Origin of the sequence: Leisingera methylohalidivorans DSM 14336, assembly GCF_000511355.1 — a bacterium.
GTDB lineage: Bacteria > Pseudomonadota > Alphaproteobacteria > Rhodobacterales > Rhodobacteraceae > Leisingera > Leisingera methylohalidivorans.
Window position 1 is genome coordinate 1,958,415 of the sequence record NC_023135.1, and the last position, 23,515, is coordinate 1,981,929.

Annotated in this window: 22 protein-coding genes; 10 read left to right on the top strand and 12 right to left on the bottom strand. The window is 62.8% G+C overall.

Annotated elements, in window-relative coordinates:
• Positions 1-40: 40 nt before the first annotated feature.
• The 8 genes from bamA to pyrH all read right to left on the bottom strand — a co-directional run bounded on the left by bamA (position 41) and on the right by pyrH (position 8,509).
• A complete protein-coding gene (gene bamA / locus METH_RS09735) occupies positions 41-2,455 on the bottom strand; it encodes an outer membrane protein assembly factor BamA (RefSeq protein ID WP_024090290.1) in 2,415 nt (804 codons plus the stop codon).
• Positions 2,456-2,581: 126 nt separating this feature from the next.
• Entirely contained in the window at positions 2,582-2,707 is a 126-nt protein-coding gene (locus tag METH_RS24805; RefSeq protein WP_024090291.1) for a hypothetical protein, read from the bottom strand.
• A 142-nt stretch (positions 2,708-2,849) separates the two neighbouring features.
• Positions 2,850-4,199, bottom strand: a complete 1,350-nt coding sequence (gene rseP / locus METH_RS09740; protein ID WP_024090292.1) for an RIP metalloprotease RseP — start codon at positions 4,197-4,199, stop codon at positions 2,850-2,852.
• Positions 4,200-4,203: 4 nt separating this feature from the next.
• Entirely contained in the window at positions 4,204-5,376 is a 1,173-nt protein-coding gene (dxr, locus tag METH_RS09745; protein ID WP_024090293.1) for a 1-deoxy-D-xylulose-5-phosphate reductoisomerase, read from the bottom strand.
• 16 nt (positions 5,377-5,392) lie between these two features.
• Positions 5,393-6,169, bottom strand: a complete 777-nt coding sequence (locus tag METH_RS09750) for a phosphatidate cytidylyltransferase (protein ID WP_024090294.1) — start codon at positions 6,167-6,169, stop codon at positions 5,393-5,395.
• The gene (locus METH_RS09755) at positions 6,166-6,924 is read right to left on the bottom strand and encodes an undecaprenyl pyrophosphate synthase (protein WP_024090295.1); all 759 of its coding nucleotides are present in this window, start codon (positions 6,922-6,924) and stop codon (positions 6,166-6,168) included. Before METH_RS09755 ends, METH_RS09750 begins: the two co-directional genes overlap by 4 nt.
• An 8-nt stretch (positions 6,925-6,932) precedes the next feature.
• On the bottom strand, positions 6,933-7,496 hold the full coding sequence (frr, locus tag METH_RS09760) for a ribosome recycling factor (protein WP_024090296.1): 564 nt from the start codon (positions 7,494-7,496) through the stop codon (positions 6,933-6,935).
• A gap of 263 nt (positions 7,497-7,759) precedes the next feature.
• The gene (gene pyrH, locus METH_RS09765; RefSeq protein WP_024090297.1) at positions 7,760-8,509 is read right to left on the bottom strand and encodes a UMP kinase; all 750 of its coding nucleotides are present in this window, start codon (positions 8,507-8,509) and stop codon (positions 7,760-7,762) included.
• Positions 8,510-8,638: 129 nt separating this feature from the next.
• Here pyrH and miaA point away from each other — a divergent pair, with 129 nt between their 5' ends.
• From miaA to METH_RS09795, 6 genes are all read left to right on the top strand, one after another.
• Complete coding sequence (miaA, locus tag METH_RS09770; protein ID WP_024090298.1) at positions 8,639-9,499, top strand: tRNA (adenosine(37)-N6)-dimethylallyltransferase MiaA; 861 nt, start codon at positions 8,639-8,641, stop codon at positions 9,497-9,499.
• 139 nt (positions 9,500-9,638) lie between these two features.
• A complete protein-coding gene (locus METH_RS09775) occupies positions 9,639-10,451 on the top strand; it encodes a helix-turn-helix transcriptional regulator (protein WP_024090299.1) in 813 nt (270 codons plus the stop codon).
• Between the two features lie 300 nt (positions 10,452-10,751).
• A complete protein-coding gene (locus tag METH_RS09780; protein WP_024090300.1) occupies positions 10,752-12,416 on the top strand; it encodes an ABC transporter substrate-binding protein in 1,665 nt (554 codons plus the stop codon).
• 122 nt (positions 12,417-12,538) lie between these two features.
• Positions 12,539-13,591 carry an ABC transporter permease gene (locus METH_RS09785; protein WP_024090301.1) on the top strand — a complete coding sequence of 351 codons (1,053 nt, stop codon included), beginning with the start codon at positions 12,539-12,541 and terminating at the stop codon, positions 13,589-13,591.
• Positions 13,592-13,606: 15 nt separating this feature from the next.
• The gene (locus tag METH_RS09790; protein ID WP_024090302.1) at positions 13,607-14,821 is read left to right on the top strand and encodes an ABC transporter permease; all 1,215 of its coding nucleotides are present in this window, start codon (positions 13,607-13,609) and stop codon (positions 14,819-14,821) included.
• 93 nt (positions 14,822-14,914) lie between these two features.
• Positions 14,915-17,005, top strand: coding sequence for a dipeptide ABC transporter ATP-binding protein (locus METH_RS09795; protein ID WP_024090303.1), 2,091 nt, complete (start codon positions 14,915-14,917; stop codon positions 17,003-17,005).
• A gap of 213 nt (positions 17,006-17,218) precedes the next feature.
• Here METH_RS09795 and METH_RS09800 read toward each other — a convergent pair whose 3' ends face one another.
• Together METH_RS09800 and METH_RS09805 are read right to left on the bottom strand one after the other, a co-directional pair.
• Positions 17,219-17,521: a hypothetical protein gene (locus METH_RS09800; RefSeq protein ID WP_342667094.1), complete on the bottom strand. Its 303-nt coding sequence runs from the start codon at positions 17,519-17,521 to the stop codon at positions 17,219-17,221.
• A 189-nt stretch (positions 17,522-17,710) separates the two neighbouring features.
• Entirely contained in the window at positions 17,711-18,295 is a 585-nt protein-coding gene (locus tag METH_RS09805) for a lytic transglycosylase domain-containing protein (protein WP_024090305.1), read from the bottom strand.
• A gap of 233 nt (positions 18,296-18,528) precedes the next feature.
• On the opposite strand from METH_RS09805, the gene ssb reads away from it, so the two are divergent.
• Positions 18,529-19,053 carry a single-stranded DNA-binding protein gene (gene ssb / locus METH_RS09810; RefSeq protein WP_024090306.1) on the top strand — a complete coding sequence of 175 codons (525 nt, stop codon included), beginning with the start codon at positions 18,529-18,531 and terminating at the stop codon, positions 19,051-19,053.
• 68 nt (positions 19,054-19,121) lie between these two features.
• Here ssb and aroB read toward each other — a convergent pair whose 3' ends face one another.
• Positions 19,122-20,228: a 3-dehydroquinate synthase gene (gene aroB / locus METH_RS09815; protein ID WP_024090307.1), complete on the bottom strand. Its 1,107-nt coding sequence runs from the start codon at positions 20,226-20,228 to the stop codon at positions 19,122-19,124.
• Entirely contained in the window at positions 20,228-20,818 is a 591-nt protein-coding gene (locus METH_RS09820; RefSeq protein WP_024090308.1) for a shikimate kinase, read from the bottom strand. The genes aroB and METH_RS09820 overlap by 1 nt, the downstream gene beginning before the upstream one ends.
• An 81-nt stretch (positions 20,819-20,899) precedes the next feature.
• Here METH_RS09820 and METH_RS24310 point away from each other — a divergent pair, with 81 nt between their 5' ends.
• From METH_RS24310 to METH_RS09830, 3 genes are read left to right on the top strand one after another with little or no spacing between them, the layout of a single operon-like run.
• Complete coding sequence (locus METH_RS24310; RefSeq protein WP_024090309.1) at positions 20,900-21,049, top strand: hypothetical protein; 150 nt, start codon at positions 20,900-20,902, stop codon at positions 21,047-21,049.
• Entirely contained in the window at positions 21,039-22,556 is a 1,518-nt protein-coding gene (locus METH_RS09825; protein ID WP_024090310.1) for a hypothetical protein, read from the top strand. Before METH_RS24310 ends, METH_RS09825 begins: the two co-directional genes overlap by 11 nt.
• A gap of 1 nt (position 22,557) precedes the next feature.
• Positions 22,558-23,502 carry a site-specific tyrosine recombinase XerD gene (locus tag METH_RS09830; protein WP_024090311.1) on the top strand — a complete coding sequence of 315 codons (945 nt, stop codon included), beginning with the start codon at positions 22,558-22,560 and terminating at the stop codon, positions 23,500-23,502.
• The last annotated feature ends 13 nt before the right edge of the window (positions 23,503-23,515 follow it).

Consider the following 23,515-nt stretch of genomic DNA (forward strand, 5'->3'; position numbering starts at 1 on the left):
AAACGCAGCCCGATAATTGGGCACAGACCTCTGCACCAGTTCAGAACCGGGCCTGCAGGGTCAGGTCGAAACTTTGCTCCTGGTCAAAATCCTCTTTCTGGAGGGCTTTGGAAAAGTTGAAGCGCAACGGGCCAATCCCGGTGGTCCACAGCAGAGAGACGCCAACGACATGACGGAACGACCGGCTGCGTCCGACTACATTTGCATTGCCGCTACCGGGGTTGGATGTGTCCACATTCTGCAGGCCCCAAAGGCTGCCAACATCATAGAACAGCGCACCGCGCATCCCCAGTTCTTCCGGCAGGCCAAGGGGAAACTCCGCGTCAAAGCGGGCTACGGCATAGTAGTTGCCGCCGAGGAAGTCATTGTAACTGCCTCTGCCAGGCGCGCCGCCGGACTGATCGCGGGGACCGATACCGCCAGGTTCGAAGCCGCGCATGATGGTGGGGGTCAGAACAAACCGGTCAATCGAGCGGCTGGAGCCGTTTCCTTCCCATTGGAACGAGCCAGCCTCCAGGGTTGCACGGATCGTGACTTCTTCGTTCAGAATCTTCTTCTGCGCGACAAGCTTCGTTTTGGTCTTGATATACTCTGAATCCCCGCCCAACCCGGCATAGTCCGCACCGATTTCAACCAGGAACCCGGCATTCGGATCCAGGCCCGTCAGACGGCTGTCATAGCGGTAGGTGAACCCGACGCCACTCGACGAACGCTCACCCTGCGCGATTTCATTGCGGATAACCGGGCTCGCCAGGAAGGAAGTAGTGTCGTCATCCTCGTTATCGCTGAACAGCATCTCGTCCGAATCCCACGTATAACGGACCTGAAGCGAGGTATCCTCGCCTGTGTTGAAGGTCAGCGCAGGCTGGAAGAAGATCCGTTTGGTGCGGTATTCCGAGAAGCTGGAGTCGGTTTCATTCAGACCCAGATCCAGATCGAACTTGAGATCCCGCCCCAAGAGGTAAGGTTCGGTAAAGCCCAGCACATAGGAATCCGATTCCGTTGCGGTGGCGATATTGAAGGACAGCCGCTGGCCGCGGCCCAGGAAGTTGTTCTCGGTCAGACCGACACTGACCCCGAACCCATCGGTGACCGAGTACGCGCCGCCAAGGTTCAGGGAGCCGGTCGGCTGCTCCTCGACGTCGACATCGATGATCACCTGATCGGAAGAGCTGCCTTCACGGGTCTCAACATCCGCGTTGGCAAAAAAACCAAGCGCCCGGATGCGCTCCGCACTGTTGCGGATGGACCGCGGATTGAAGGGGTCGCCTTCCACCGAGCGGAACTGCTGGCGGATCACCCGGTCAAGCGTGGTGGTGTTGCCCTCGATATCGATCCGCTCGACAAACACCCGCGGACCGCGGCGCAATACGAACTCGATATCCAGGGTCAGATCCCGGTCGTTGCGGGTGACCCGCGGCTCGACCCGCAGAAAGTCGATCTCATTGCGGACAGCCAGCCCTTCCATCCGGTCGATCGCATTCTCGACCAGCGTCGGGGAATAGACCACACCGGGTTTGATCTTCAGCGTTGAGCTGAACAGGTCGGCATCCGCTTCCGGCATTTCGCTGCTCACCGAAATATTGCCGAATTTGAACTGCTGGCCTTCGGTCACATCAACCACCAGGAAGACCGCATCCCGCTCCCGCGTGACTTCAGCATTGGAGCTGTTCACCCGGAAATCGACGTAACCGCGCGACAGGTAGAAATCGCGCAGCACCTGCTTGTCAAAGTCCAGCCGGTCCTCGATCAGCGTGTCCGAGTTGATGAAACTGCGCAGGAAGCCAGCCTGCTTGGTCTGCAGGATCCGGCGCAGGCGGCGGTCGGAATAGACCCGGTTGCCGGTGAAAGAGACCCGCTCCACCTCGATGGTGTCCCCTTCAGAGATTTCAAACACCAGGTCGACACGGTTGTTGCTGCGGCGGATGATACGCGGTGTCACGCGCGACGCCAGACGGCCTTGAACGCTGTAAGCCTCGGCGATCGCGGCGGCGTCGCGCTCGGCCTGCGAGGGGTTGAACACCCGGCGCGGAGCGGATTCGACAATCTGGTCCAGGGAGGCATCCTTGAGACGGCGGTTGCCCTCAAAGCTGATCTGATTGATGGTCGGGAATTCGGTGACTTTGATCACCAGCGTATTTCCGCGCGGCACCATCTCCACTGTTTCAAATGCGCCACTGTCAAGGATGCGCTGATAGGCGTCATTCAGTTCGCCCGCGCTGACGGTCTGGCCGCGTTCGATCCCGGTGTAGGCGACAACAGTAGACGTCTGAATCCGCTGATTGCCTTCGACCTGGACCGTATTGAAGCGGAAGCTTTGCGCCTCGGCCGGCAGCGGAGACAATGCATAACCCAGCGCAACCGCCAGAGAAATAGCCGAAACTTTACGGTACAAGATGTTGATGCCCGTCTTGCGCTCACCACAGGACTTGCCTGCGAACTTCCCCCAAACCATTTTTCAAAACCCGATTATTATAGCAGCTTTGGGATGTGCGTACCGGGTTTGAAAGCGCTTGTCAAAACCAACAAAGCGCATTCTGGCGGCAACCGGCACGGCAGGCTTGCGCGCCGGTTGCAGGAATCACAATGTGGCGAGCCAGGCGCCGGCGGTCAAGGCGCCCAGGACGGCAAAACCCGACAGCGCGCGGTCCCGATTGAGCCGGACCAACAGGCCCAGGCCCCGGTAAGATTGCGTGAGTGTCTGCATGGTCATCCCCCAGTTATCGTCCACCCGTCCGCGAAATGCCTGCCTGGCGGAATCCGCGGATTGATAAAAAGTTAACGGGAGAATATGGCAGCACTTGGGCGGCAAAATGGCCGCCCAAAGTCATCGTATCGGTGCAGTCCGCTCAGCAGAACAAATCATTGCCAAGCGCGAACACCATCAGCGACAGCACGATGGCAATGCCAAGCGACATCAGCACCCGCACCGCCCGGTCGCTGGGCGGACGGCCTGCCACAGCCTCATAGGCGTAGAACATCAGGTGGCCGCCATCCAGCGCGGGCACCGGGAACAGGTTCAGCAGGCCAACAGCGGTCGACAGCACCGCGATGAAACGGATAAAGCTCTCCGCCCCCTGGCTGGCCATCGCGCCCGAGGTTTCGGCAATGCCGATCGGTCCGGACAGGTTGCAGGTGCTGATGGCGCCGGTGATCATATGTTTCAGCCCGGACAGCGAGGTCTCCACCACAGCCCAAACCTGATAGGTGCCGGCCGCCAGTGAGGCGCCGAAGCCCGCGGATTCCGTGGCCGGCTCAAACGCCAGGCCGCCTATGATGCCGATCCGCCAGCGGGTGGCGAAGCCGCCATCCGGCTGCGGCTCATCGGTGCGGCGCGGCGCCAGCGCCATCTCAACCTGCTGGCCGTCCCGCCAGACATCCAGCACCAGCACTTTGCCGTCCGCCGCTTCGACGTGCGCCTTAAGCTGGTCAAAGGACACCACCGGTGCGCCGTTCATCGCCAGTATCACGTCTTCCGGCTGCAACCCGGCATCCGCCGCAGCGCTGCGCGGCACCACACCGCGCACATAGGGCGGGTAAAGATACGGCCCGCTGACGCTGATCTCACTGCCGCCGCGGCGCACTTGATACTCCAGCGGCTGCTCTTGCGGCAGGGCTTCGCGGAAGGCCTCCCAGGCGTCGGCTTCCAGATAGCTTGGCACCGCCAGCCCGCCTGCTGAAATCAGCTCATCCCCTTCCCGCAAGCCATTCTCGACCCCTGGGAGCGGCGCCAGCGCGCCAATGGTCAGCGGGTCGCGCATGATGCCCTGGGACATGGCCACAGCGGTAAAGATGATCGCCGACATCACGAAGTTGAACACCGGGCCGGCAGCCACAGTTGCAGTCCGGGCCCATAGCGGCGCGCCATGCATGGTCCGGCGCAGGGCTGCCGGATCGTCAGCCGCGGCCTGCATCGCCTGGTCATCCTTGCCCGAGGCCGCATCGGCATCGCCAAGAAATTTCACATAGCCGCCAAACGGCAGTGCTGCGATCTGCCAGCGGGTGCCGTGCTTGTCCACCCGGCTCCACAGCACCGGGCCGAACCCCAGCGAGAACACTTCCGCGTGGATGCCGGACCAGCGGCCAACGATGTAGTGGCCGTATTCATGCACTGCCACGATCACCGACAAGGCGATGACAAAGCTGGCAATCGTATAAAGAAAACCGCCAAACTGCGGGACAAAAGCAAGTACGTCCAAAGATCTACCCTATGCGTTCTTCTGCGGCGCGTGCCGCCTGTTGCCGGGCGAGATGGTCGACCCGGGTCACGTTATCAAGTGTCATTGCGGCATCAATGAGATCACGTTCCGCTGACATGCGCTCCAGCGCGGTCTCTGTGACGGCCGCCATGTCAGTGAACCGGATACGGCCTGAGATGAAGTCATCCAGTGCCTGTTCCTTGGCAGCGTTGAAGGCTGCGCCCATCATGCCGCCGCGCGCCATCACGTCATAAGCCAGGCGCAATGCCGGGTACCGGGCCGGGTCCGGCGCGCGGAAATTCAGCTGGCCGATGCGGGCCAGATCCAGCCGCTCCACCGGCAGTTCCCGGCGTTCCGGCCAATGCAGCGCGTATCCGATGGCGTGCCGCATGTCCGGCGCACCCAGATGAGCCATCAGCGCGCCGTCGGTGAAACCAACCAGCGCATGGACCAGCGATTCGGGATGCACCAGCACCTCTATCTGCTCTGGCTGGACGCCGAAATATTCCCGGGTTTCAATAACTTCCATCGCCTTATTGAACATGGACGCGCTGTCGATAGTGATCCGCTGCCCCATGTCCCAATTGGGATGCGACGACGCCTGCGCCAGGCTTGCCGTAGGCAGATCTTCCAGCGGCCAATCTCGGAATGCACCGCCGGACGCCGTGATGACGATCCGCTCGACCGCATCAATGTCTTCGCCCGCCAGCCCCTGGAACACCGCCGAATGCTCGCTGTCCACCGGCAGCAGCCGGGCGCCGTGTGCCGCGGCCGTCTCCAGCAGCAGCCGGCCTGCGCAGACCAGCGATTCCTTGTTGGCCAGCGCCAGGGTGGTGCCGTGTTTCAGCGCCTCCAGCCCCGGAGCGAGGCCGGCCGCGCCGACGATGGCCGACATGATCCAATCCGCAGGCCGGGCGGCAGCCTCCACCAGCGCCGCCTGTCCTGCTGCGGCCTCGACGCCAGTCCCTTCCAGCGCCGCGCGCAGATCCGGCAGGCGGTCGTCATAGGCAGTCACGGCGACATCAGCCCGCAGCGCAACGGCGTCCCCGGCCAGCCGCGCAATATTGGCGCCGCCGGTCAGCGCCACCACATCATAAGCGTCCGGCGCGCGGCGGATCAGGTCGATGGTATTCTGACCAATCGAGCCCGTCGCGCCGAAGATCGAGACTTTCCGCATTGTTCTTCCTGTCTGGTTATCCCCAGAGGGCGGTCACGGCCAGGACCATCGCCGCAGCCCCCAGCATCCCGTCGAACCGGTCGAACAGCCCGCCGTGGCCGGGAATCAGCCCGCTGGAATCCTTGACGCCCATCTTCCGCTTCAAGGCGCTTTCGGCCACATCGCCCGCCTGGCTCGCCATCGACAACAGCACCGACAGCACCACGATGCCATAACCCAGCCCGGCCTGCCCGGCAAAGACCGCGCCCACGATGGCAGCCGCCAGCCAGCCCGACGCAGTGCCGCTCCAGGTTTTCTTGGGGCTGACCCGCGGCCAGAACTTTGGCCCGCCAAGGGCTTTGCCCGCGAAATAGCCCGCAATGTCGGTGGCCACGACGATACAGACCAGCCACAGCATCCAAGCCAAGCCCATCTGGCCGCGCAGCCAGACAAAGCCGAAACCCGCCAGCAGAACCCACAAGGCAAATCCGGTGAAATACTGCCGCCGCTCGCGGATCTGGCTGAACCCTGCCGCCACAGGGGCCGCCAGCACCGGCAGCACCCAAAGCGCGGGCAGGAGCGACGCCAGCAGCAACGCAACAGCAGAGATCGCGCCAAGCTGCAGCGCAATGCCGCTGCGCGCAGGCTGGAGCATGCGCACCAATTCCCACACCATGCCGCCGCTGCACAGCGCAATCAGTACGTTAAACACCAGCCCGCCAGCCCACACGGCATATCCGCCGACCGCCACCATCACCACGGCAGACAAGGCCCGCGGCAGCAGGTCCGCCCAGCGGCCCCTGGCAGCACTCATGTTTTAACGGCCCCGAACCGGCGGTCCCGGCGGCCATAGCTGTTGCACAGCCTGGCCAGCTCCTCGCCGGAGAAATCCGGCCACAGCGTGTCGATGAACTCGTATTCCGCATAGGCCGACTGCCACAGCAAAAAGTTCGAGATCCGCGCCTCGCCGCTGGTCCGGATCACCAGATCCGGATCCGGCAGCACATGGGTGTCCAAATAACGCGGCAGGGTTTCTTCATCGACTTTGCCGGGATCCAGCCGGCCATCCGCCACATCCTGTGCCAGCCGCTTGGTGGCACGGGCGACCTCGTCGCGGCCGCCGTAGTTCAGCGCGATGGTCAGCTGGGTGCCGTCGTTGCCTTCGGTCTTTTGTTCCAGCTTGTCCATCAGGTCGATCAGCTTGCCATCCAGCCGTACCCGGTCGCCGATAAAGCGCACCCGGACATTGCGGTCCGCCAAAGCGTTCATCTCCTTGGAGATATAGCGCCGGAACAGGCTCATCAGGCCGGCGACCTCGGTCTGGGTGCGTTTCCAGTTCTCGGTCGAGAAGGCAAAGATGGTCAGGTATTTCACGCCCAGACCCGGGCAGCACTCGACAACTTCACGCACCCGGCGCGCGCCGGCATGATGGCCGAACAGCCGCGGCCGCCCGCGGGCCTGCGCCCAGCGGCCGTTGCCGTCCATGATGATGGCCACATGGCGCGGGCCGGAACGGACCGCCGGAGAGTTTCCGGCGGCGCTCAATTGCGGATTTGCATCTCCTGGCATACTGCCGGTCAGACCTGCATGATCTCGGCTTGCTTGGTCTCAAGCGCCTCGTCCACAGCTTTGATCATCTTGTCGGTCAGCTCCTGCACTTCGGCTTCCCAGAACTTCTGATCGTCTTCCGACATGCCGTCGGCCTTGGCCTTCTTGATCTGGTCCATGCCGTCGCGGCGCACGTTCCGGATCGCAACCCGGCCATGCTCGGCATACTGGCCGGCTACTTTGGTCAGTTCGCGGCGGCGTTCCTCGTTCAGCTCCGGAATCGGCAGCATAATGATGGTGCCGTTAAGCTGCGGGTTGATCCCCAGCCCGGATTCGCGGATCGCCTTTTCGACCTTGCCGACCAGGCCCTTGTCCCAGACGTTGATGGTGACCATGCGCGGTTCCGGCACGTTCACAGTGCCGACCTGGTTGATCGGCGTCATCGAGCCATAGGCATCCACCATCACCGGCTCCAGCATCGAGCCAGAGGCCCGACCGGTGCGCAAGGACGCGAATTCGGTCCGCAGGTTGGCCATGGCACCGTCCATACGGCGCTTCAGGTCGTCGGTATCCAGTTCAAAATCATCAGACATGCTGCTCTCTCCCCTTATCTGAGGCGGTCTTCCATTGGCTCATAAGACATTGGAAGGCTGATGTATAGCGATGTCGGCCAGGATTTGCCGCCCCCGGAACCGCATATTGCCCCTTGGCGGCCTCTCCTATCCTGCAGGAAATTTAGTTTGCCGTCAGGCGATTTCACGGAATTGCACTTCCTTGCTAGAGGGAACACCGGTGCAGGAAACAAAAAACGCGGGCCGCAATGGGCCCGCGTCATTCATCAAACCTGAATTACAACTTAGCCGTGCACCTTTGTATAGGTGCCTTCGCCGGCCAGGATGCCACGGAAGCCGCCCGGCTCATCCAGCGGGAACACGATCAGCGGCAGATTGTTGTCCCGCGCCAGCGCAATGGCCGACGCATCCATCACCTTCAGCCGTTTGGCAAAGACTTCATCATAGCTGATCTCGTCATAGCGGACGGCATCGGCATGTTCCTTCGGGTCCTTATCATAGACGCCATCGACCCCGTTCTTGCCCATGAAGATCGCCTCGCAGGCCATTTCATTGGCCCGCAGGGTGGCAGCAGTGTCGGTGGTGAAATACGGGTTGCCGGTGCCCGCTGCAAAGATGCAGACCCGCTTTTTCTCCAAATGGCGCACGGCGCGGCGGCGGATATAGGGCTCTGCCACCTCGTCCATGCGGATCGCCGATATCACCCGGGTGAAAACCCCGAGTTCTTCCAGCGCCGACTGCATGCCAAGCGCATTCATCACTGTCGCCAGCATCCCCATGTAATCAGCAGTCGTCCGCTCCATGCCCTGGGCGGAACCGGACAGCCCGCGGAAGATGTTGCCGCCGCCGATCACCATGCAGATCTCGACGCCCATCTCCTGCACGGATTTCACTTCGCGGGCGATGCGCTGCACGGTCGGCGGATGCAGGCCGAACCCCTGATCGCCCATCAAAGCCTCGCCCGAAATTTTCAGCATGACGCGTTTATAGGCGGCGGCCGGATGCAGCTCCGGCTTGTCTTGCGGTTGAGGCATGTTGCACTCCAGAAGATGTGAGGGTTAGTTTGCGCGTAAAATGAAGCAAATCGCTGCCGGTTTCAATCCGCGCAGCGCGCTTTCCGCACAGTATTGCGGAACGCGACTTAAGAGACGGATCGCGCCTGAATGAACCTGCCTGACATCAACCCGGATCTGCCTGTGCTGATCGCCGGGCCCACTGCTTCGGGAAAGTCGGCGCTGGCGCTGGAGATTGCCGCGCGCCAGGGCGGCATCATCGTCAATGCCGATGCCAGCCAGGTCTACGATTGCTGGCGGGTGATCACCGCCCGCCCTTCGGCTGAGGAAGAAGCGCAAACGCCCCACGCGCTGTACGGGCATGTACCCTATGATGCAGACTATTCCGCCGGCCATTGGCTGCGCGAGGTGCTGGAGCTGCTGAACGGGCCTGAGCGGGTGATCATCACTGGCGGCACGGGCCTGTACTTCACCGCTCTGACCGAAGGCATGGCAGACATTCCCGCCACCCCGGCCGCAGTGCGGGCCGAAGGCGACAGCCTGCCCCTTGAGGCGCTGCAGGCAGAGCTGGATCCCGATACTGCATCCCGCATTGACCTGCAGAACCGGGCCCGGGTGCAGCGCGCCTGGGAGGTGCTGAAGGCCACCGGCCGCCCGCTGGCCAGCTGGCAGGATGATACCCCGGCCCCGGCGCTGCCGCTGTCCGGCTGCACCGCCCTGGTGCTCAATTCAGAGAAACCCTGGCTGGAGGCCCGCATCCGCAAACGCTTTGGCCAGATGCTGGATCAGGGTGCTATGGATGAAATCGGCGCGATGCAGAACCGCTACGACCCCGCCCTGCCCTCCTGCAAGGCGATCGGCGTTCCCGAACTTATGGCCTGCGCCCAGGGCCGGATAACGCTGGCGGAGGCTGAAGAACGCGCTGCCATCGCCACCCGGCGGTTCGCCAAACGCCAGCGCAGCTGGTTCCGCGCCCGCATGAAAAACTGGCAGCAGGTGACGCTGGCCTGAGCGCCGCCGCCGGCCAGCCTGCCGGCACAATCCCTAAATATTTAGACGTTTTCCGTTCCGTCCGGCGAAAACTTGCCAGAATCAGGGTTTCATGCCCTTTTGCATCACATCACATTAAATTCTGCGCCTAAGATTTCTGATGCCATTTGATCCGAACCTGTCCGGCGACATTCACGCCGCGCCCTTATTCAGGCTTGCCCCCGACGGCGCCTGGCAAACCGGGCTGGCGCACACCCGCCGCGAACACCTGCTGATCTGGATCACCCGCGGACAGGGGCGAATTTGCGTCAATGGCGTACAGCGCGGCTTTGGCCCCTACACTGCTATCTTCCTTCCGGCCGGAACGCTGTGGTCCGCCGAATTCACCCGCCAGTGCCTGGGGCAGGTTCTGTCGGTATCCGGCCCGCTGCCGCTGCCATTCCCCGATACGCCGGTTCAGAAACGGTTCACCAGCCTTCAGGACCAGGCCAGGCTGACCGCCCTCTTCGAAGCGATCAGCCGCGAGCAGGATGCGCAGGACCCTCTCTGGCACCGCTCTATTCAGGCCCATTGCGAACTTGCTGCAATCGCCTTGCACCGGCAGCCGGACCCCGCCGGCCCGGCTGCCCGGCAAACCGCGGCGCAACGCCTGTGCCACGCCTACTGCCGCCGCATCGCCGGCCTGCCCGGCGCCCAGGCCGCCATAGCCGGTCACGCGGCTGCGCTGAAGGTGACGCCAACCCACCTGACGCGGGTCTGCAAGGCCGAGACTGGCAAAACCGCCGCAGCCCTGCTGACCGAGCGCCAGCTGCATGCCGCCCGCACGTTGCTGATCAGCTCTGACCTGCCGATCCGCGACATTGCTGCTCAGCTTGGGTTCGGCAGCGCCGCCTATTTCACCCGCTTCATTTCCCAGCACGCCGGGCAAACACCCAGCGCATTGCGCAAAGCGGCCCGCAACAAGTCGCAATAGTTTGATCCGCCTGCAGATTCTTGCATGTTTTCCGTCAAGTGCGGATTTCGCCCCGGCCACTGGGCAGTTTTGAACAGTATTCAGCAGCATACCGTTTCAAATCGGGAAAACGACACCCCGAATGTCGTAATTTTACCTTCAAACGCCGAAACTGTGCATTGACGAAACGGCATATCTCTGCCCGAATACAGCTATGGGGAAACTTTAATCCTAAGCGCTTAGCTAAAACGCCCGGCACTCCGCTGGATCAAAATCCGTTTCGCAAGACAAATGACCAAACGGTATAACAGGGAGACTTAAATGACCAATGACACAATTAATGGGGCACCGGTACATTGGGCCGCCAAGATGCACGCAAAGGAAGTGCTCGATGGCAAGCTTGACCGCCGTGAATTCCTAACCCGCGCCACCGCACTTGGTGTAACCGCAACAGCTGCCTACGGCATGATCGGCATGGCCGCGCCGGTCAAAGCTGCCGAGGGCATGCAGGAAGGCGGCACCCTGCGCGTTCAGATGCTGGTCAAGCCGCTGAAGGACCCACGCACCTATGACTGGTCCGAAATGGGCAACTTGTCCCGCGGAACCCAAGAGTACCTGGTGGAATACAACAACGACGGCTCCTTCACCGGCATGCTGCTGGAAAGCTGGGAGGTCAACGAGGACGCCACCGTCTACACGCTGAACGTCCGGCAGGGTGTCAAATGGAACAACGGCGACGATTTCACTGCCGAAGATGTTGCCCGCAATATCGCCGCCTGGTGTGACAAAGGGCTGGAAGGCAATTCGATGGCCGGCCGGTTTGGGACCCTGATCGACGCTGACTCCGGCCAGGTGGTTGAAGGCGGCATCGAGGTGGTCGACAGCCACACCGTGAAACTGAACCTGCCGATGTCCGACATCTCGCTGATCGCGGGCATGGCGGATTATCCGGCGGCGATTGTCCACTCGTCTTTCCAGACCAATGATTTCCTGTCCAACGTCGGCACCGGCCCTTACCTGCTGACTGAGCTGGACGTGGGCGTGAAGGCGACCCTGGTGCGCAACGAAAATCACACTTGGTGGGGTGAAGCGGTTCACGGAAAGCCCGCTTTGGACCGCATCGAATACGTCGATTTCGGCACCGACCCGTCGTCCTGGCTGGCTGCACTGGAATCCGATGAAGTCGACATGCTTTATGAATCGGTTGGTGAATTCATCGACGTGATGGACGGCCTCGGCTACAAGAGTTCCGAAGTTGTGACCATGTCCACGATCGTGGTCCGCACCAACCAGCTGGCAGAAATCGACGGCAAGAAACCCTATGCTGACAAACGCGTCCGCAACGCGATCCAAATGGCCGTCGACAACTCCGTCTGTCTTGAACTGGGCTATGGCGGCCGTGGTGAACCTGCAGAAAACCACCATGTCGGCCCGATCCATCCGGAATACGCCGAACTGCCGCCGCAGAAGGTGGACCCCGAAGGTGCCCGTGCGCTGATGGAAGAAGCCGGCATGATGGATTTCGAACATGAAATCCTGTCGATTGATGACGACTGGCGCCGGAACACCACCGACGCCGTGGCCGCTCAGCTGCGCGACGCCGGTTTCAAGGTAAAGCGGACCGTTCTGCCTGGTTCGACCTTTTGGAACGACTGGGTGAAATACCCATTCTCCTCGACCAACTGGAACCACCGCCCGCTGGGCGTGCAGATCTGGGCCCTGGCTTATAAGTCCGGTGAAGCCTGGAATGAATTCGGCTGGTCGAACCCTGAATTCGACGCCCTGCTGGAAGAAGCCCTGTCGATCGCCGACGCCGACAAGCGCCGCGAAATCTCTGCCAAGGGCCAGGCGCTGATCCAGGAGGAAGGCGTTACCATCCAGCCCTACTGGCGTTCGCTCTACCGCCACATGCGCGAAGGCGTTGCCGGCGCGGACATGCACGTGTCCTTCGAGCACCATCACTACAAGTGGGGCTGGGCTGCCTAAGCCAAGCCCTTCCAGGCTCCTGGCTCCCGCACCGCCCCGGATGGGGCGGTGCTTCCCAGCCAAGACGATAAGAGACCCGCACCAGCAACCGGGTCCGATCCGCCAGACTGACAGGGGACCCTATGGGACTTTTCATTCTCCGACGTTCAGGCGTGATGCTGCTGACGGCCCTGTGCCTGACGTTCATCGTGTTCTTCCTGACAAACCTCTACCCGAACCTTGAGAAACTCGCCAAGACCCAGGGCAACTTCCGCATGTCGGATGAGGCCGTGGCCAGCTGGCTGGACGCCAATGGCTACGGCGGTTCCATGGTCTCGAAATACGGTCAATGGCTGGGCGTGCTGCCTGGCTGGACCCGCGAGTCCGAAGACGGCTTCAGCGGCCGTTGCATGACCGGCACCGTCTCGGCTGAAGTGGCTGCCGAAGCCTCTACCTTCTGCGGTATTCTGCAGGGCGACTGGGGCTATTCCACCCGTTTTAAGGACGATGTTTCTTCAATCATCGCAGAGCGGTTGGGCAATACGGGCCGCCTGATGTTCTGGGTGCTGATGCTGATGATACCATCGGCGCTGATCATAGGTGTCCTGGCCGGGATGCGCGAGGGCTCGGTCACGGACCGGAGCCTGTCGACCGCTTCAATCCTGACCACGGCGACGCCCGAATATGTGTCCGGGGTTATCTTTATCGCCGTCTTCACATCCTCCACCGTCGGCCTGAAATGGTTCAAGGGCACCGCGACCTCGGCGATGGACAACCCGAACTTTGAAAACTTCTTCCTGCCGGTTCTCACCATTGCGCTCTACGGCATGGGCTACATCGCCCGGATGACCCGCGCCTCGATGACCGAGGTGATGACCGCGCAGTACATCCGCACTGCCCGCCTCAAGGGGGTGAGCTTTCACAACATCGTTCTGAAGCACGCGCTCCGGAACGCGCTGATCGCCCCCTTCACCGTCATCATGCTGCAGTTCCCCTGGCTGCTGAACGGTGTGGTGATCGTCGAGACCCTGTTCAACTACAAGGGTTTCGGCTGGATTCTGGTGGAAGCCGCAGGCAACAACGACATCGAACTGCTGCTGGCCGTCTCTGTGGTCTCAGTCTTCGTGGTTCTGATCACCCAGCTGATCTCGGATATCGGCTATGTGTATCTGAACCCGCGTATCCGGATCTCATAAGGAAGGCAGCAGAGAATGGAACCTATTAGCGCAATTGAAATTGCAGGGCGTATTGTCTACCAGCTGTCTCCGGTTTGGATTTCCCTGGTAATCCTCTATGCTTTCTCCATCGGCTTCAAACGGCGGCTCGGCCTGTACGGCAAGCTGTTTGACAGCCCCATCGGCATGATCGGCTTCGGCCTGGTGATGTTCTGGGTGTTCACCGGCATCTACGGCGCCATGGACATGATTATCACACATGACCCGCTGAGCCAGCTTTCCGGCATGAAGAACAAGGTGCCCGGCACGCCGCTGCGCAACCCCGAAGAAGGCCAGTACCAATGGTATCTGCTGGGCGGTGACAACCTGGCCCGCGACGTGTTCAGCCGTCTGGTCAAAGGTGCCTGGGAAGTCATCAAGATTGCCCCGATGGCCGCGGTGTTCGCCTTCATGGTCGGCATCACCCTGGGCCTGCCCGCAGGCTATTACGGCGGCCGCCTGGACACCATCCTGTCCTTTGCAGCCAACCTGATCCTGGCCTTCCCGGTGATCCTGTTGTTCTACTTGCTGGTGACCCCGGAAATCGTCGCCACCGGTGTTCCGAACTATATGGCCATCGTGCTGTTCGTGTTCCCGATCATCTTTGTCGGGGTGCTGCTGAACTCGCGCTACTACACCCGGCCGAAAGTGCGCAATTGGCTGCTGCCGGTTGTGCTGGGCACAATCATCTGGTTCTACCTGCAGCTGGTCTCGAACGGCGGCTATCTGATCAACACGCCGGAATACGCGATCTGGGGCCTGCCCCGGGCGATGGATATGTTCGACATTCCCGGCGGCATCCTGGTGGTGTTTGTATCGGTGGTCTTCGTCAACTCGCCCACGGTGTTCCGGATCGTGCGCGGCCTGACCCTGGACATCAAGACCCGCGACTATGTGGCTGCCGCCCAGACCCGCGGCGAAGGCCCCTGGTACATCATGCTGTGGGAGATCCTGCCCAACGCCCGCGGTCCGCTGATCGTCGATTTCTGCCTGCGCATCGGCTATACCACGATCCTCTTGGGGACCCTGGGCTTCTTCGGCCTCGGCCTGCCGCCGGAAAGCCCGGACTGGGGATCGACCATCAATGACGGGCGCAAGCTCTTGTCGATCTACCTGCACCCGGCGCTGCCGCCTGCCTTTGCCCTGCTGACGCTGGTTCTTGGTCTGAACCTGCTGGCCGACGGCCTGCGCGAAGAGAGCCTCAGGGATTGATCCGGCTGGGGGGCAGGGCCACCGGCCCCCCGGAGAATTGGAGCCAGATGAAGGGGTCCCTTCCCCTCCCGCTCCAACAGGGAGAATAAGAATATGAGCAAAATGGAAGAATACGACGGCCCGATCCTCGAGATTGAAAAGCTGTCGATCTCCTTCTTCACCCGCCTGCGTGAAATCCCAGCGGTGATGGATTTTTCTGTGGCCGTGCAGCCCGGCGAGGCGGTGGGTCTGGTCGGCGAAAGCGGCTGCGGCAAATCCACCGTGGCGCTGGGTGTCATGCAGGACCTTGGCAAGAACGGCCGCGTTGTCGGCGGCACCATCAAGTTCAAGGGCCGCGATCTGGCCCAGATGAGCAGGGAAGAGCTTCGCGACATCCGCGGCAATGAGATCGCGATGATCTATCAGGAGCCTATGGCCTCGCTGAACCCGGCGATGAAAATCGGCAGGCAGCTGATGGAAGTGCCGATGATCCACGAGGGCGTCAGCGAAAAGGAAGCCCGGGCACGGGCGCTGGAAGTGGTGACCGACGTGCGCCTGCCCGACCCGGAGCGGATGCTGAACTCCTTCCCGCACCAGCTGTCGGGCGGCCAGCAGCAGCGGATCGTGATTGCGATGGCGCTGATGTCGAAACCGTCGCTGCTGATCCTGGATGAACCCACCACCGCACTTGATGTGACGGTTGAGGCCGCGGTGGTGGAACTGGTCAAGGATCTGGGTAAGAAATACGGCACCTCGATGCTGTTCATCAGCCACAACCTCGGCCTGGTGCTGGAAACCTGCGACCGGCTGTGCGTGATGTATTCCGGCGAGGCGGTGGAGCGCGGCTCGATCCACGACGTCTTCGACGAAATGCAGCACCCCTATACCCAGGCGCTGTTCCGCTCGATCCCGCTGCCGGGCGCCGACAAGAACTCACGCCCGCTGGTGGCCATTCCCGGCAATTTCCCCCTGCCACACGAACGCCCGCCCGGCTGCAACTTCGGACCGCGCTGCGACTACTTCGAACAGGGCCGCTGCGATGCCGACCAGGTGATCCCGATGCTGCCGGTGCATGGTAATGACCGCCACGAGACCCGCTGCCTGAGGTTCCAGGAGATCGACTGGAACGCCCCGATTACACTGGGCGAGCAAAAAGAGAAAACAGCGCCTGGCAAAGTTGTTCTCAAGATGGAAAACCTCAAGAAATATTATGAGGTTGCAGCCAACGCCCTGTTCGGCGGCGGCGACAAGAAGGTGGTCAAGGCCAACGAGACGCTCAGCTTCGAGGCGCGCGAATCCGAGACCCTCGCCATCGTCGGCGAATCCGGCTGCGGCAAATCCACCTTTGCCAAGGTGCTGATGGGGCTGGAAACCGCCACCGAAGGCCAGATCCTGCTCGACAACCGCAACATCGAGCAGATCCCGATCGAGGAGCGCGACACCAAGACCATCTCCGACGTGCAGATGGTGTTCCAGAATCCGTTCGACACGCTGAACCCGTCGATGACCGTCGGCCGCCAGATCATGCGGGCGCTTGAAATCTTCGGCATCGGCAATTCCGAAGCCGAACGGCGCAAGAGGATGCTGGAACTGCTGGATCTGGTGAAACTGCCGCGTGCCTTTGCCGACCGGATGCCGCGGCAGCTGTCGGGCGGCCAGAAGCAGCGTGTCGGCATCGCCCGCGCCTTTGCCGGCGGCGCGCGCATCGTGGTGGCAGATGAACCGGTCTCAGCGCTCGACGTGTCAGTGCAGGCCGCCGTCACTGACCTGCTGATGGAGATCCAGCGCAAGGAAAAGACCACGCTGCTGTTCATCTCCCACGACCTCAGCATCGTGCGCTACCTCAGCGACCGGGTGATGGTTATGTATCTCGGCCATGTGGTGGAGCTGGGCACCACCGATCAGGTGTTCGCGCCCCCCTACCACCCCTATACCGAGGCGCTGCTGTCGGCGGTGCCGATTGCCGATACTTCGGTCGAAAAGGAGCACATCGTGCTCGAGGGCGACATCCCATCGGCGATGAACCCGCCGCCGGGCTGCCCGTTCCAGACCCGCTGCCGCTGGAAGTCCCAGGTGCCGGGCAACCTCTGCGAGCGCGAGGTGCCGCCGCAGCGCCAGCTGGGAGACGGTCATCAGGTGAAATGCCACCTTAGCGACGAGGTGCTGAAGCGGATGACGCCGGTGATCAAGGTCGCCGCGGAATAATTCCTTCCCGTCAGGCTGACAGACAGTACTGCGCCGCGGCCTCATCAGGCCGCGGCGCCCATTTCAGGTGCGGCGCCTCTGCGCGTCACACGCCCGCCAGGACTGGTCCTGCCTGCCAAGGCCAGACGCGGCAAAGCAAGACCCCATGCGCCGCTCTTACGGCAACGCATGGGGTTCCACTTCCCACCCCCACTCCCACGGGGTCCGTCTTGTTCAGCTCAACAGCAGCACCACGATCATCAGAAGGTTCATCGAAGCGAACTGCATCAGCCGCGGTGCTTCTTTCCCTTTGGCCGCAGCAATCAGGGCAGCCGATACCGAGGCCGCCAGGCCGGTCAGCGCCAGGCTGCCGCCGATAGCTCCGGCAAGGCCTGTTTCCGGTCCCCAAGGGGATCCGGCCAAAGCCATACCCTTAAGGCCAGTGCCGATCAGAATGCCGGCAATAGCGCCGGCCAGGCTCAGCACAGCACTGCGCGGCTGCCGGGGCCGGCGGCTGGCCAGGACACTGTCAATCATCTGCCGCGTTGGAACCGCGCTCGGCTGCCAGTCAATCCGGTTGATGCGCTCGTCAAAGCTGTTGATATACACGTCATTCCCTCCAGAACTTGAGGGCAGATTCATGAAAAATTAAGGCAAATGCGTGACAGTGCGGCGGAGTTAACGCGGCATTAAGGGATCTTGCCGGCAGGTTAACCAAGCCAGGCGTCAGCTGCCCCAGATTTTCTTCACATAGTTCTGGGTTTCCTTATACGGCGGCACCCCGCCGTATTTCTTCACCGCGTCCGGACCAGCGTTATAGGCCGCCAGTGCCAGCCGCCAGGACCCGAATTTGCGGAACTGCCGCGCCAGATACCGCGCCCCGCCCTCCAGGTTCTGCTGCGGCACCGCCGGGTTGACCCCCAGCGCCCGCGCGGTGGCAGGCATCAGCTGCGCCAGGCCCAATGCACCTTTGTGCGATTTGGCGTTCGGGTTCCAATTGCTTTCCTGCTGCACCAGGCGCAGGAACAGATCTTCGGGCACACCGTGCTGCCGCGCGGCCACCCGTGCCAGTTTCAGGTACTGGCCGCGGTACTTGCCGCTGTAGGGCAGCGTGCCCGCGGCTGAAGGTATCTGATAGGTCTTGGGCTGCAGCCGGGTAGAGTTTCTGTACTGCGTGGCCGCGCGGTCATCCAGAACCCTGGTGTGGGCGGAAAACAAATCCCGCCGGTTCTTGGTACTCAAAACTTCGGCGGCGGCAGGCTGCCCTGCCCCGACCAGGGCAATCACCAGCCCCGCAACGACTTTGCGCATTTCCGCTGTCCCAACACTGTCCCACTTTGCGCGAATATAACGGATACAGCAGAAATTTAAAGCAACACTGGCGCAATCCGCCGTCACGGCACCGCGAACTCCTGCAAAAGCATCCCCATAGAGCTGCTTTCCTCACCTTGCACAGGTCTATACTGTGCCGACCAAGCAGCCCGGACGGATTCGCGCCGGACCGGTGCTGGACAGGACATTCAGGAATAAAAGGACGGAACCTTATGGCCGGCTCACTCAACAAAGTCATGCTCATCGGCAATCTGGGCCGCGACCCGGAGGTGCGCAGCTTCCAGAATGGCGGCAAGGTGTGCAACCTGCGCATCGCCACCTCGGAAAACTGGAAGGACCGCAACACCGGTGAACGCCGCGAGCGGACCGAGTGGCACTCCGTGGCCATCTTCAGCGAAGGCCTGGTGCGCGTCGCCGAGCAGTACCTCCGCAAAGGCTCCAAGGTCTATATCGAAGGCCAGCTGCAGACCCGCAAATGGCAGGACCAAAGCGGCCAGGACCGGTATTCGACCGAAATCGTCCTGCAGGGCTTCGGCTCAACCCTGACCATGCTTGACGGCCGCGGCGAAGGCGGCGGTGGTGGCGGCCAGGGTGGCGGCGGCTATGGCGGCGGCAGCCAGGGCGGCGGCTACGGCGGCGGTTATGACAGCGGCCCGCAAAGCGGCGGCGGCAGCCAGGGCGGCGGCTTCGGCGGCGGCGCCTCGCACAACATCGACGACGACGAAATCCCGTTCTAAGAAACGGAACTCATAAAATAAAGGGCAGCCCCGCGGCTGCCCTTTTCTTTTCGGAATGTCTGCGCTGATTACGCCCCAGCGTCCCGCAGCACGGCCAGCACCGCCTCGGGCGGCACGTCGCCGGTGACAAATGCCTCGCCGATGCCGCGCGCCAGGATGAAACGCAGCTGGTCCTCGACCACTTTCTTGTCCTGGCCCATCAGTTCCAGCAGCACCTCCGCTCCCGGCAGATCGCCCGGAATATCGGCCAGATCAGTCTTCATTCCCATCGCCTTCAGATGCGCCCGCACCCGGCTGGGATCCTCCTGGGAACACAGCCCCAGCTTGGCCGACAGCTCAAACGCCAAGGCACAGCCGATGGCCACCCCCTCGCCGTGCAAGAGACGATCGGAATAGCCCGTCGCCGCCTCCAGCGCGTGGCAAAAGGTATGGCCCAGATTGAGCAGCGCCCGGTCGCCCTGTTCGGTCTCGTCACGCACCACGATGTCGGCCTTCATCTGGACCGACCGCGCCACTGCCTCGACCCGCGCTGCAACATCGCCTTCAGCCAGTGCAGGACCATGCTCTTCGAGCCAGGCAAAGAAATCCGCATCCCCCAGCAGCCCGTATTTCACCACTTCGCCATAGCCGGACAGAAAATCGCGCGGCGTCAGTGTTTCCAGAATGGATGTATCGGCCAGGACAAGCGACGGCTGATGGAAGGCCCCGATCAGATTCTTCCCCTGCGGCGCGTTGATGCCGGTTTTGCCGCCCACCGAACTGTCGACCTGCGCCAGCAGCGAGGTCGGGATCTGCACAAACCGCACCCCGCGGCGCAGCACCGCAGCCGCAAAGCCCGCCAGATCGCCGATCACGCCGCCGCCGAAGGCGACAACCACATCGCCCCGCTCAACCTTCTGCTCCAGCAGCCACTCGACCGCACGGCTGAACTGCGGCCAGCCCTTGGTCGACTCGCCCGGCGGCAACGCCAGCGCGGTCATCTCGATGCCTGCAGCGGCCAGCCCGGCGCGCAATCCCTCCAGATGTTTTGCCGCCACGGTTTCGTCTGTCACAACCGCCACCTGCGGCCGCTTCAGCAGCGGCTTGATCCGCTCCCCCGCCTGCGCCAGCAACCCGGGCGCAATCACCACATCATAGGCACGCTCGCCCAGAGGCACGTGAACCTTGCGTTCCATCATGTCCACTCCAATACATCGGGGCGCGCCTGCAAGGCTTCCAGCACCCGGTCAACCATGGTTTCAATTGCCGCCTGGCCGTCCGAAACGACGGTCAGGTCTGCCTTTGCATAAAGCGGCACCCGGTCGCGGAACAGGCCGCTGAGGGTCGCACGCGGATCAGCCGTGCGCAGCAGCGGCCGGGTGTCGCGGTGGCGCACCCGGTTCCACAGAACATCCAGATCGGCCTGCAGCCAGACCGAGACCCCTTTGGCGGTAATCACATTGCGGTTTTCTTCCGCCAGAAAGGCGCCGCCGCCCGTCGACAGCACACCGCGTTCCTCTTCCAGCAGCCGGGCGATCACCTGCCGTTCCTTTAGGCGGAAGAACGGCTCGCCATCGCGGGCAAAAATCTCGGGGATCGTCATATTGGCTGCGGCCTCGATCTCGTGGTCGCTGTCCAGGAAAGGCACATCCAGCCGGGCCGCCAGCGCGCGCCCCACGGCGGTCTTGCCGGCCCCCATCATACCCACCATCACGATGGTCTTCTTCAGTTTCCCCGGCACCGGGCCTGCTGCCTTCTGGCCTCTGTCTTGCTCTTTTTCGCTCATTCTTCAGTGAATGACGTGATCTTGCGGAAAAGGGAATATATAACTTGGGCAAAAGAGCAGGAAACAGGCTTTGGATGTACCATGAGGCGATTGATTAAGTACTTGGTCTATTTGGCGGTTCTGGCCGCAATCGGGCTGGTGGGCTATGCATATGTGGGGCCGTGGTTCGGTGCGGATTTCCGCGCGCCCAGCACCGAGGTGCGCAAACCGGTGGTGCTGAATGCGGATTAAGGCGGCTGCCGCCGGGGTGATGTTGGCCGGCAGTGCCATTGCCAATGAACCCCTGGCGGCAATTGACTGGCTGAACCAGCCGCCGCCGCGCAGCGGCCTGCCCGGCATTGTTCTGCTGGAGCCGCCGGTGGCGGGCACGGCTGCATTCCCGTCAGTCTCGGTCACACCTTTGGAAACGCTGGTGCCTCCCATCGGGCTGGTCCCGGCGTCGGCAACCGGCCTGCCGGCCGATCTGTGGCGCGGCAGCGCTGCCGGCGACATCACCCATCTGATTGAAACCGTTCCGGTGCGCGGCAGCCCGGCGATGCAGGCACTGCTGTTCACCCTGCTGTTGTCGGAAACCCGCCCGCCACCTGCCGCAGGCGACCGGATTCTTCTGGCCCGGCTGGACCGGCTGCTGGCGCTGGGGGCCACAGATCCCGCCCAGGCACTGGTTGAACATGCAGGGCCCACGGACAGCAAGGACCGCTTCACCCGCTGGTTTGACGCCACGCTGCTGACCGGCAGCGAGGACGCCTCCTGCGCCGCGCTCACGGCCTCGCCGCATCTGTCAGACAGCTATGCCGCCAGGATCTTTTGCGCGGCGCGGCGCAGCGACTGGCCAACCGCGGCGCTGATGATGGAAACCGCCCACGCGCTGGAGCTGCTGCCCGAAAACCATATGCAGCTGCTGGACCGCTTCCTGAACCCCGATCTGTTCGAGCTGGCACCGCCGCTGCGCCGCCCCGCGGACCCGGATCCGCTGACCTTCCGCCTTTTCGAGACCATTGGCGAAGCGATGCCCACCGCGCCCCTGCCGCCGGCCTTTGCCGCAGCGGATCTGCGCGACATTGCCGGCTGGAAGGCGCAGCTGGCGGCGGCCGAACGGCTGGCCCGTGGCGGGGCGCTCAACCCCAATCAGTATCTTGGCCTGTTCAGCGCCCGCAAACCCGCCGCATCAGGCGGCATCTGGGACCGGGTTGCAGCGGTCCAGCAGCTGGAAAGCGACCTCAGCTCCGGCAACGCGGACGCCATTGACCGCTCCCTGCCCCGCGCCTGGGAGGCGATGCAGCAGGCGGGCACCGAAACCGTCTTTGCCGACCTCTTCGGCGAACCGCTGGCGCGCGCAAGCCTGAACGGCCAGACCGCCGCGCTGGCCTGGCGCATCCGCCTGTTGTCGCCCTCTTATGAACTGGCCGCGCATGATGCCCAGGCTGCCGGCGCAATCGACCCGTTCCTTGCAGCCCTGGCGCAGGGCCGGCCTGGTGACGCGGCCGCCCCGTCGGCGATGGCTGAAGCCATATCATTGGGGTTTGACGCAACGGCCCCGGTGCCGCCCGCGATCCGGCAAATGCTGAACAACGGCCAGCTGGGCGAAGCGATCCTGCGCAGCATGGTGCTGTTTGCCCAAGGTGCCGACGGCAATCTCGGCGACCTGACCGCGGCGCTGGCCGCTTTCCGCGCTGTCGGGCTGGAGGACACCGCCCGCCGCGCCGCCCTGCAGCTGATGCTGCTGGAGCATCAGTGACATGGCGCGCCCCCGGGACAATTTCCAGTGGATCTCAACCTTCCTCGACGCCCAGGCGGCCGAAGCCGGCGCATCGCAGAACACGCTTCTGGCCTATGGCCGCGACCTCAAGGACCTAGCCGGCTGGCTGGAGCACCGCACCCTGGATTTCCTGACCGCCAGCCAGGACGATATCGAAGCCTACCTGATCAATTGCGACGCGCAAGGGCTGGCGCGGTCAACCCGGGCACGGCGGTTGTCAGCCGCCAAGCAGATCTACCGCTTTGCGTTTGAAGAAGGCTGGCGCGAAGACAATCCGGCCATCCAGATCCGCGGCCCGGGGCGCGAAAAGCGGCTGCCGAAAACGCTGGAGGTCATCGAGGTCGACCGCCTGCTCGACGCCGCCCGCCAGACCGGCCGCAGCACCGCAGACCGGTTGCGCAACACCTGCCTGATGGAGCTGCTCTATGCCACCGGAATGCGGGTCACCGAACTGGTCTCGCTGCCGGTTTCCGCGGCCCGCGGCGACCCCAGAATGCTGCTGATCACGGGCAAAGGCGGCAAGGAACGCATGGTGCCGCTGTCGCCGCCCGCGCGCGAAGCGCTGGCCGTCTGGCTGGCCGCCCGCGACAGCACCGAGGCAGAACGAGAAGCAAAGGGCAAGCCCGCCTCGCGTTTCCTGTTCCCTTCGCGCGGCAAATCCGGCCATCTGACCCGCCACCGCTTCTACCTGCTGATCAAGGAACTGGCGGTCACCGGCGGCGTTTCTCCGGACAAGGTCACGCCGCACACGCTGCGCCACGCCTTTGCCACGCATCTGCTGGCCAATGGCGCCGACCTGCGCGCGATCCAGGCATTGCTCGGCCACGCCGACATCGCCACTACCGAAATTTACACCCATGTGCTGGACGCCCGCCTGCAGGAACTGGTGCTGCAGCATCACCCGCTGGCCAAGGATGCGGGCTAAGCGCCGCTAGAAC

What these genes read in the sequence shown, in the direction of transcription:
- bamA (WP_024090290.1), bottom strand. Translation starts at nt 2,455, where the DNA reads ATGGTTTGGGGGAAGTTCGCAGGCAAGTCCTGTGGTGAGCGCAAGACG.
- METH_RS09780 (WP_024090300.1), top strand. Translation starts at nt 10,752, where the DNA reads ATGACCAATGACACAATTAATGGGGCACCGGTACATTGGGCCGCCAAG.
- METH_RS09830 (WP_024090311.1), top strand. Translation starts at nt 22,558, where the DNA reads ATGGCGCGCCCCCGGGACAATTTCCAGTGGATCTCAACCTTCCTCGAC.
- miaA (WP_024090298.1), top strand. Translation starts at nt 8,639, where the DNA reads ATGAACCTGCCTGACATCAACCCGGATCTGCCTGTGCTGATCGCCGGG.
- aroB (WP_024090307.1), bottom strand. Translation starts at nt 20,228, where the DNA reads ATGGAACGCAAGGTTCACGTGCCTCTGGGCGAGCGTGCCTATGATGTG.
- METH_RS09750 (WP_024090294.1), bottom strand. Translation starts at nt 6,169, where the DNA reads ATGAGTGCTGCCAGGGGCCGCTGGGCGGACCTGCTGCCGCGGGCCTTG.
- METH_RS09790 (WP_024090302.1), top strand. Translation starts at nt 13,607, where the DNA reads ATGGAACCTATTAGCGCAATTGAAATTGCAGGGCGTATTGTCTACCAG.
- METH_RS09820 (WP_024090308.1), bottom strand. Translation starts at nt 20,818, where the DNA reads ATGAGCGAAAAAGAGCAAGACAGAGGCCAGAAGGCAGCAGGCCCGGTG.
- frr (WP_024090296.1), bottom strand. Translation starts at nt 7,496, where the DNA reads ATGTCTGATGATTTTGAACTGGATACCGACGACCTGAAGCGCCGTATG.
- METH_RS24805 (WP_024090291.1), bottom strand. Translation starts at nt 2,707, where the DNA reads ATGCAGACACTCACGCAATCTTACCGGGGCCTGGGCCTGTTGGTCCGG.
- METH_RS24310 (WP_024090309.1), top strand. Translation starts at nt 20,900, where the DNA reads ATGAGGCGATTGATTAAGTACTTGGTCTATTTGGCGGTTCTGGCCGCA.
- dxr (WP_024090293.1), bottom strand. Translation starts at nt 5,376, where the DNA reads ATGCGGAAAGTCTCGATCTTCGGCGCGACGGGCTCGATTGGTCAGAAT.
- METH_RS09795 (WP_024090303.1), top strand. Translation starts at nt 14,915, where the DNA reads ATGAGCAAAATGGAAGAATACGACGGCCCGATCCTCGAGATTGAAAAG.
- pyrH (WP_024090297.1), bottom strand. Translation starts at nt 8,509, where the DNA reads ATGCCTCAACCGCAAGACAAGCCGGAGCTGCATCCGGCCGCCGCCTAT.
- METH_RS09800 (WP_342667094.1), bottom strand. Translation starts at nt 17,521, where the DNA reads ATGATTGACAGTGTCCTGGCCAGCCGCCGGCCCCGGCAGCCGCGCAGT.
- METH_RS09825 (WP_024090310.1), top strand. Translation starts at nt 21,039, where the DNA reads ATGCGGATTAAGGCGGCTGCCGCCGGGGTGATGTTGGCCGGCAGTGCC.
- METH_RS09785 (WP_024090301.1), top strand. Translation starts at nt 12,539, where the DNA reads ATGGGACTTTTCATTCTCCGACGTTCAGGCGTGATGCTGCTGACGGCC.
- METH_RS09775 (WP_024090299.1), top strand. Translation starts at nt 9,639, where the DNA reads ATGCCATTTGATCCGAACCTGTCCGGCGACATTCACGCCGCGCCCTTA.
- METH_RS09755 (WP_024090295.1), bottom strand. Translation starts at nt 6,924, where the DNA reads ATGCCAGGAGATGCAAATCCGCAATTGAGCGCCGCCGGAAACTCTCCG.
- METH_RS09805 (WP_024090305.1), bottom strand. Translation starts at nt 18,295, where the DNA reads ATGCGCAAAGTCGTTGCGGGGCTGGTGATTGCCCTGGTCGGGGCAGGG.
- ssb (WP_024090306.1), top strand. Translation starts at nt 18,529, where the DNA reads ATGGCCGGCTCACTCAACAAAGTCATGCTCATCGGCAATCTGGGCCGC.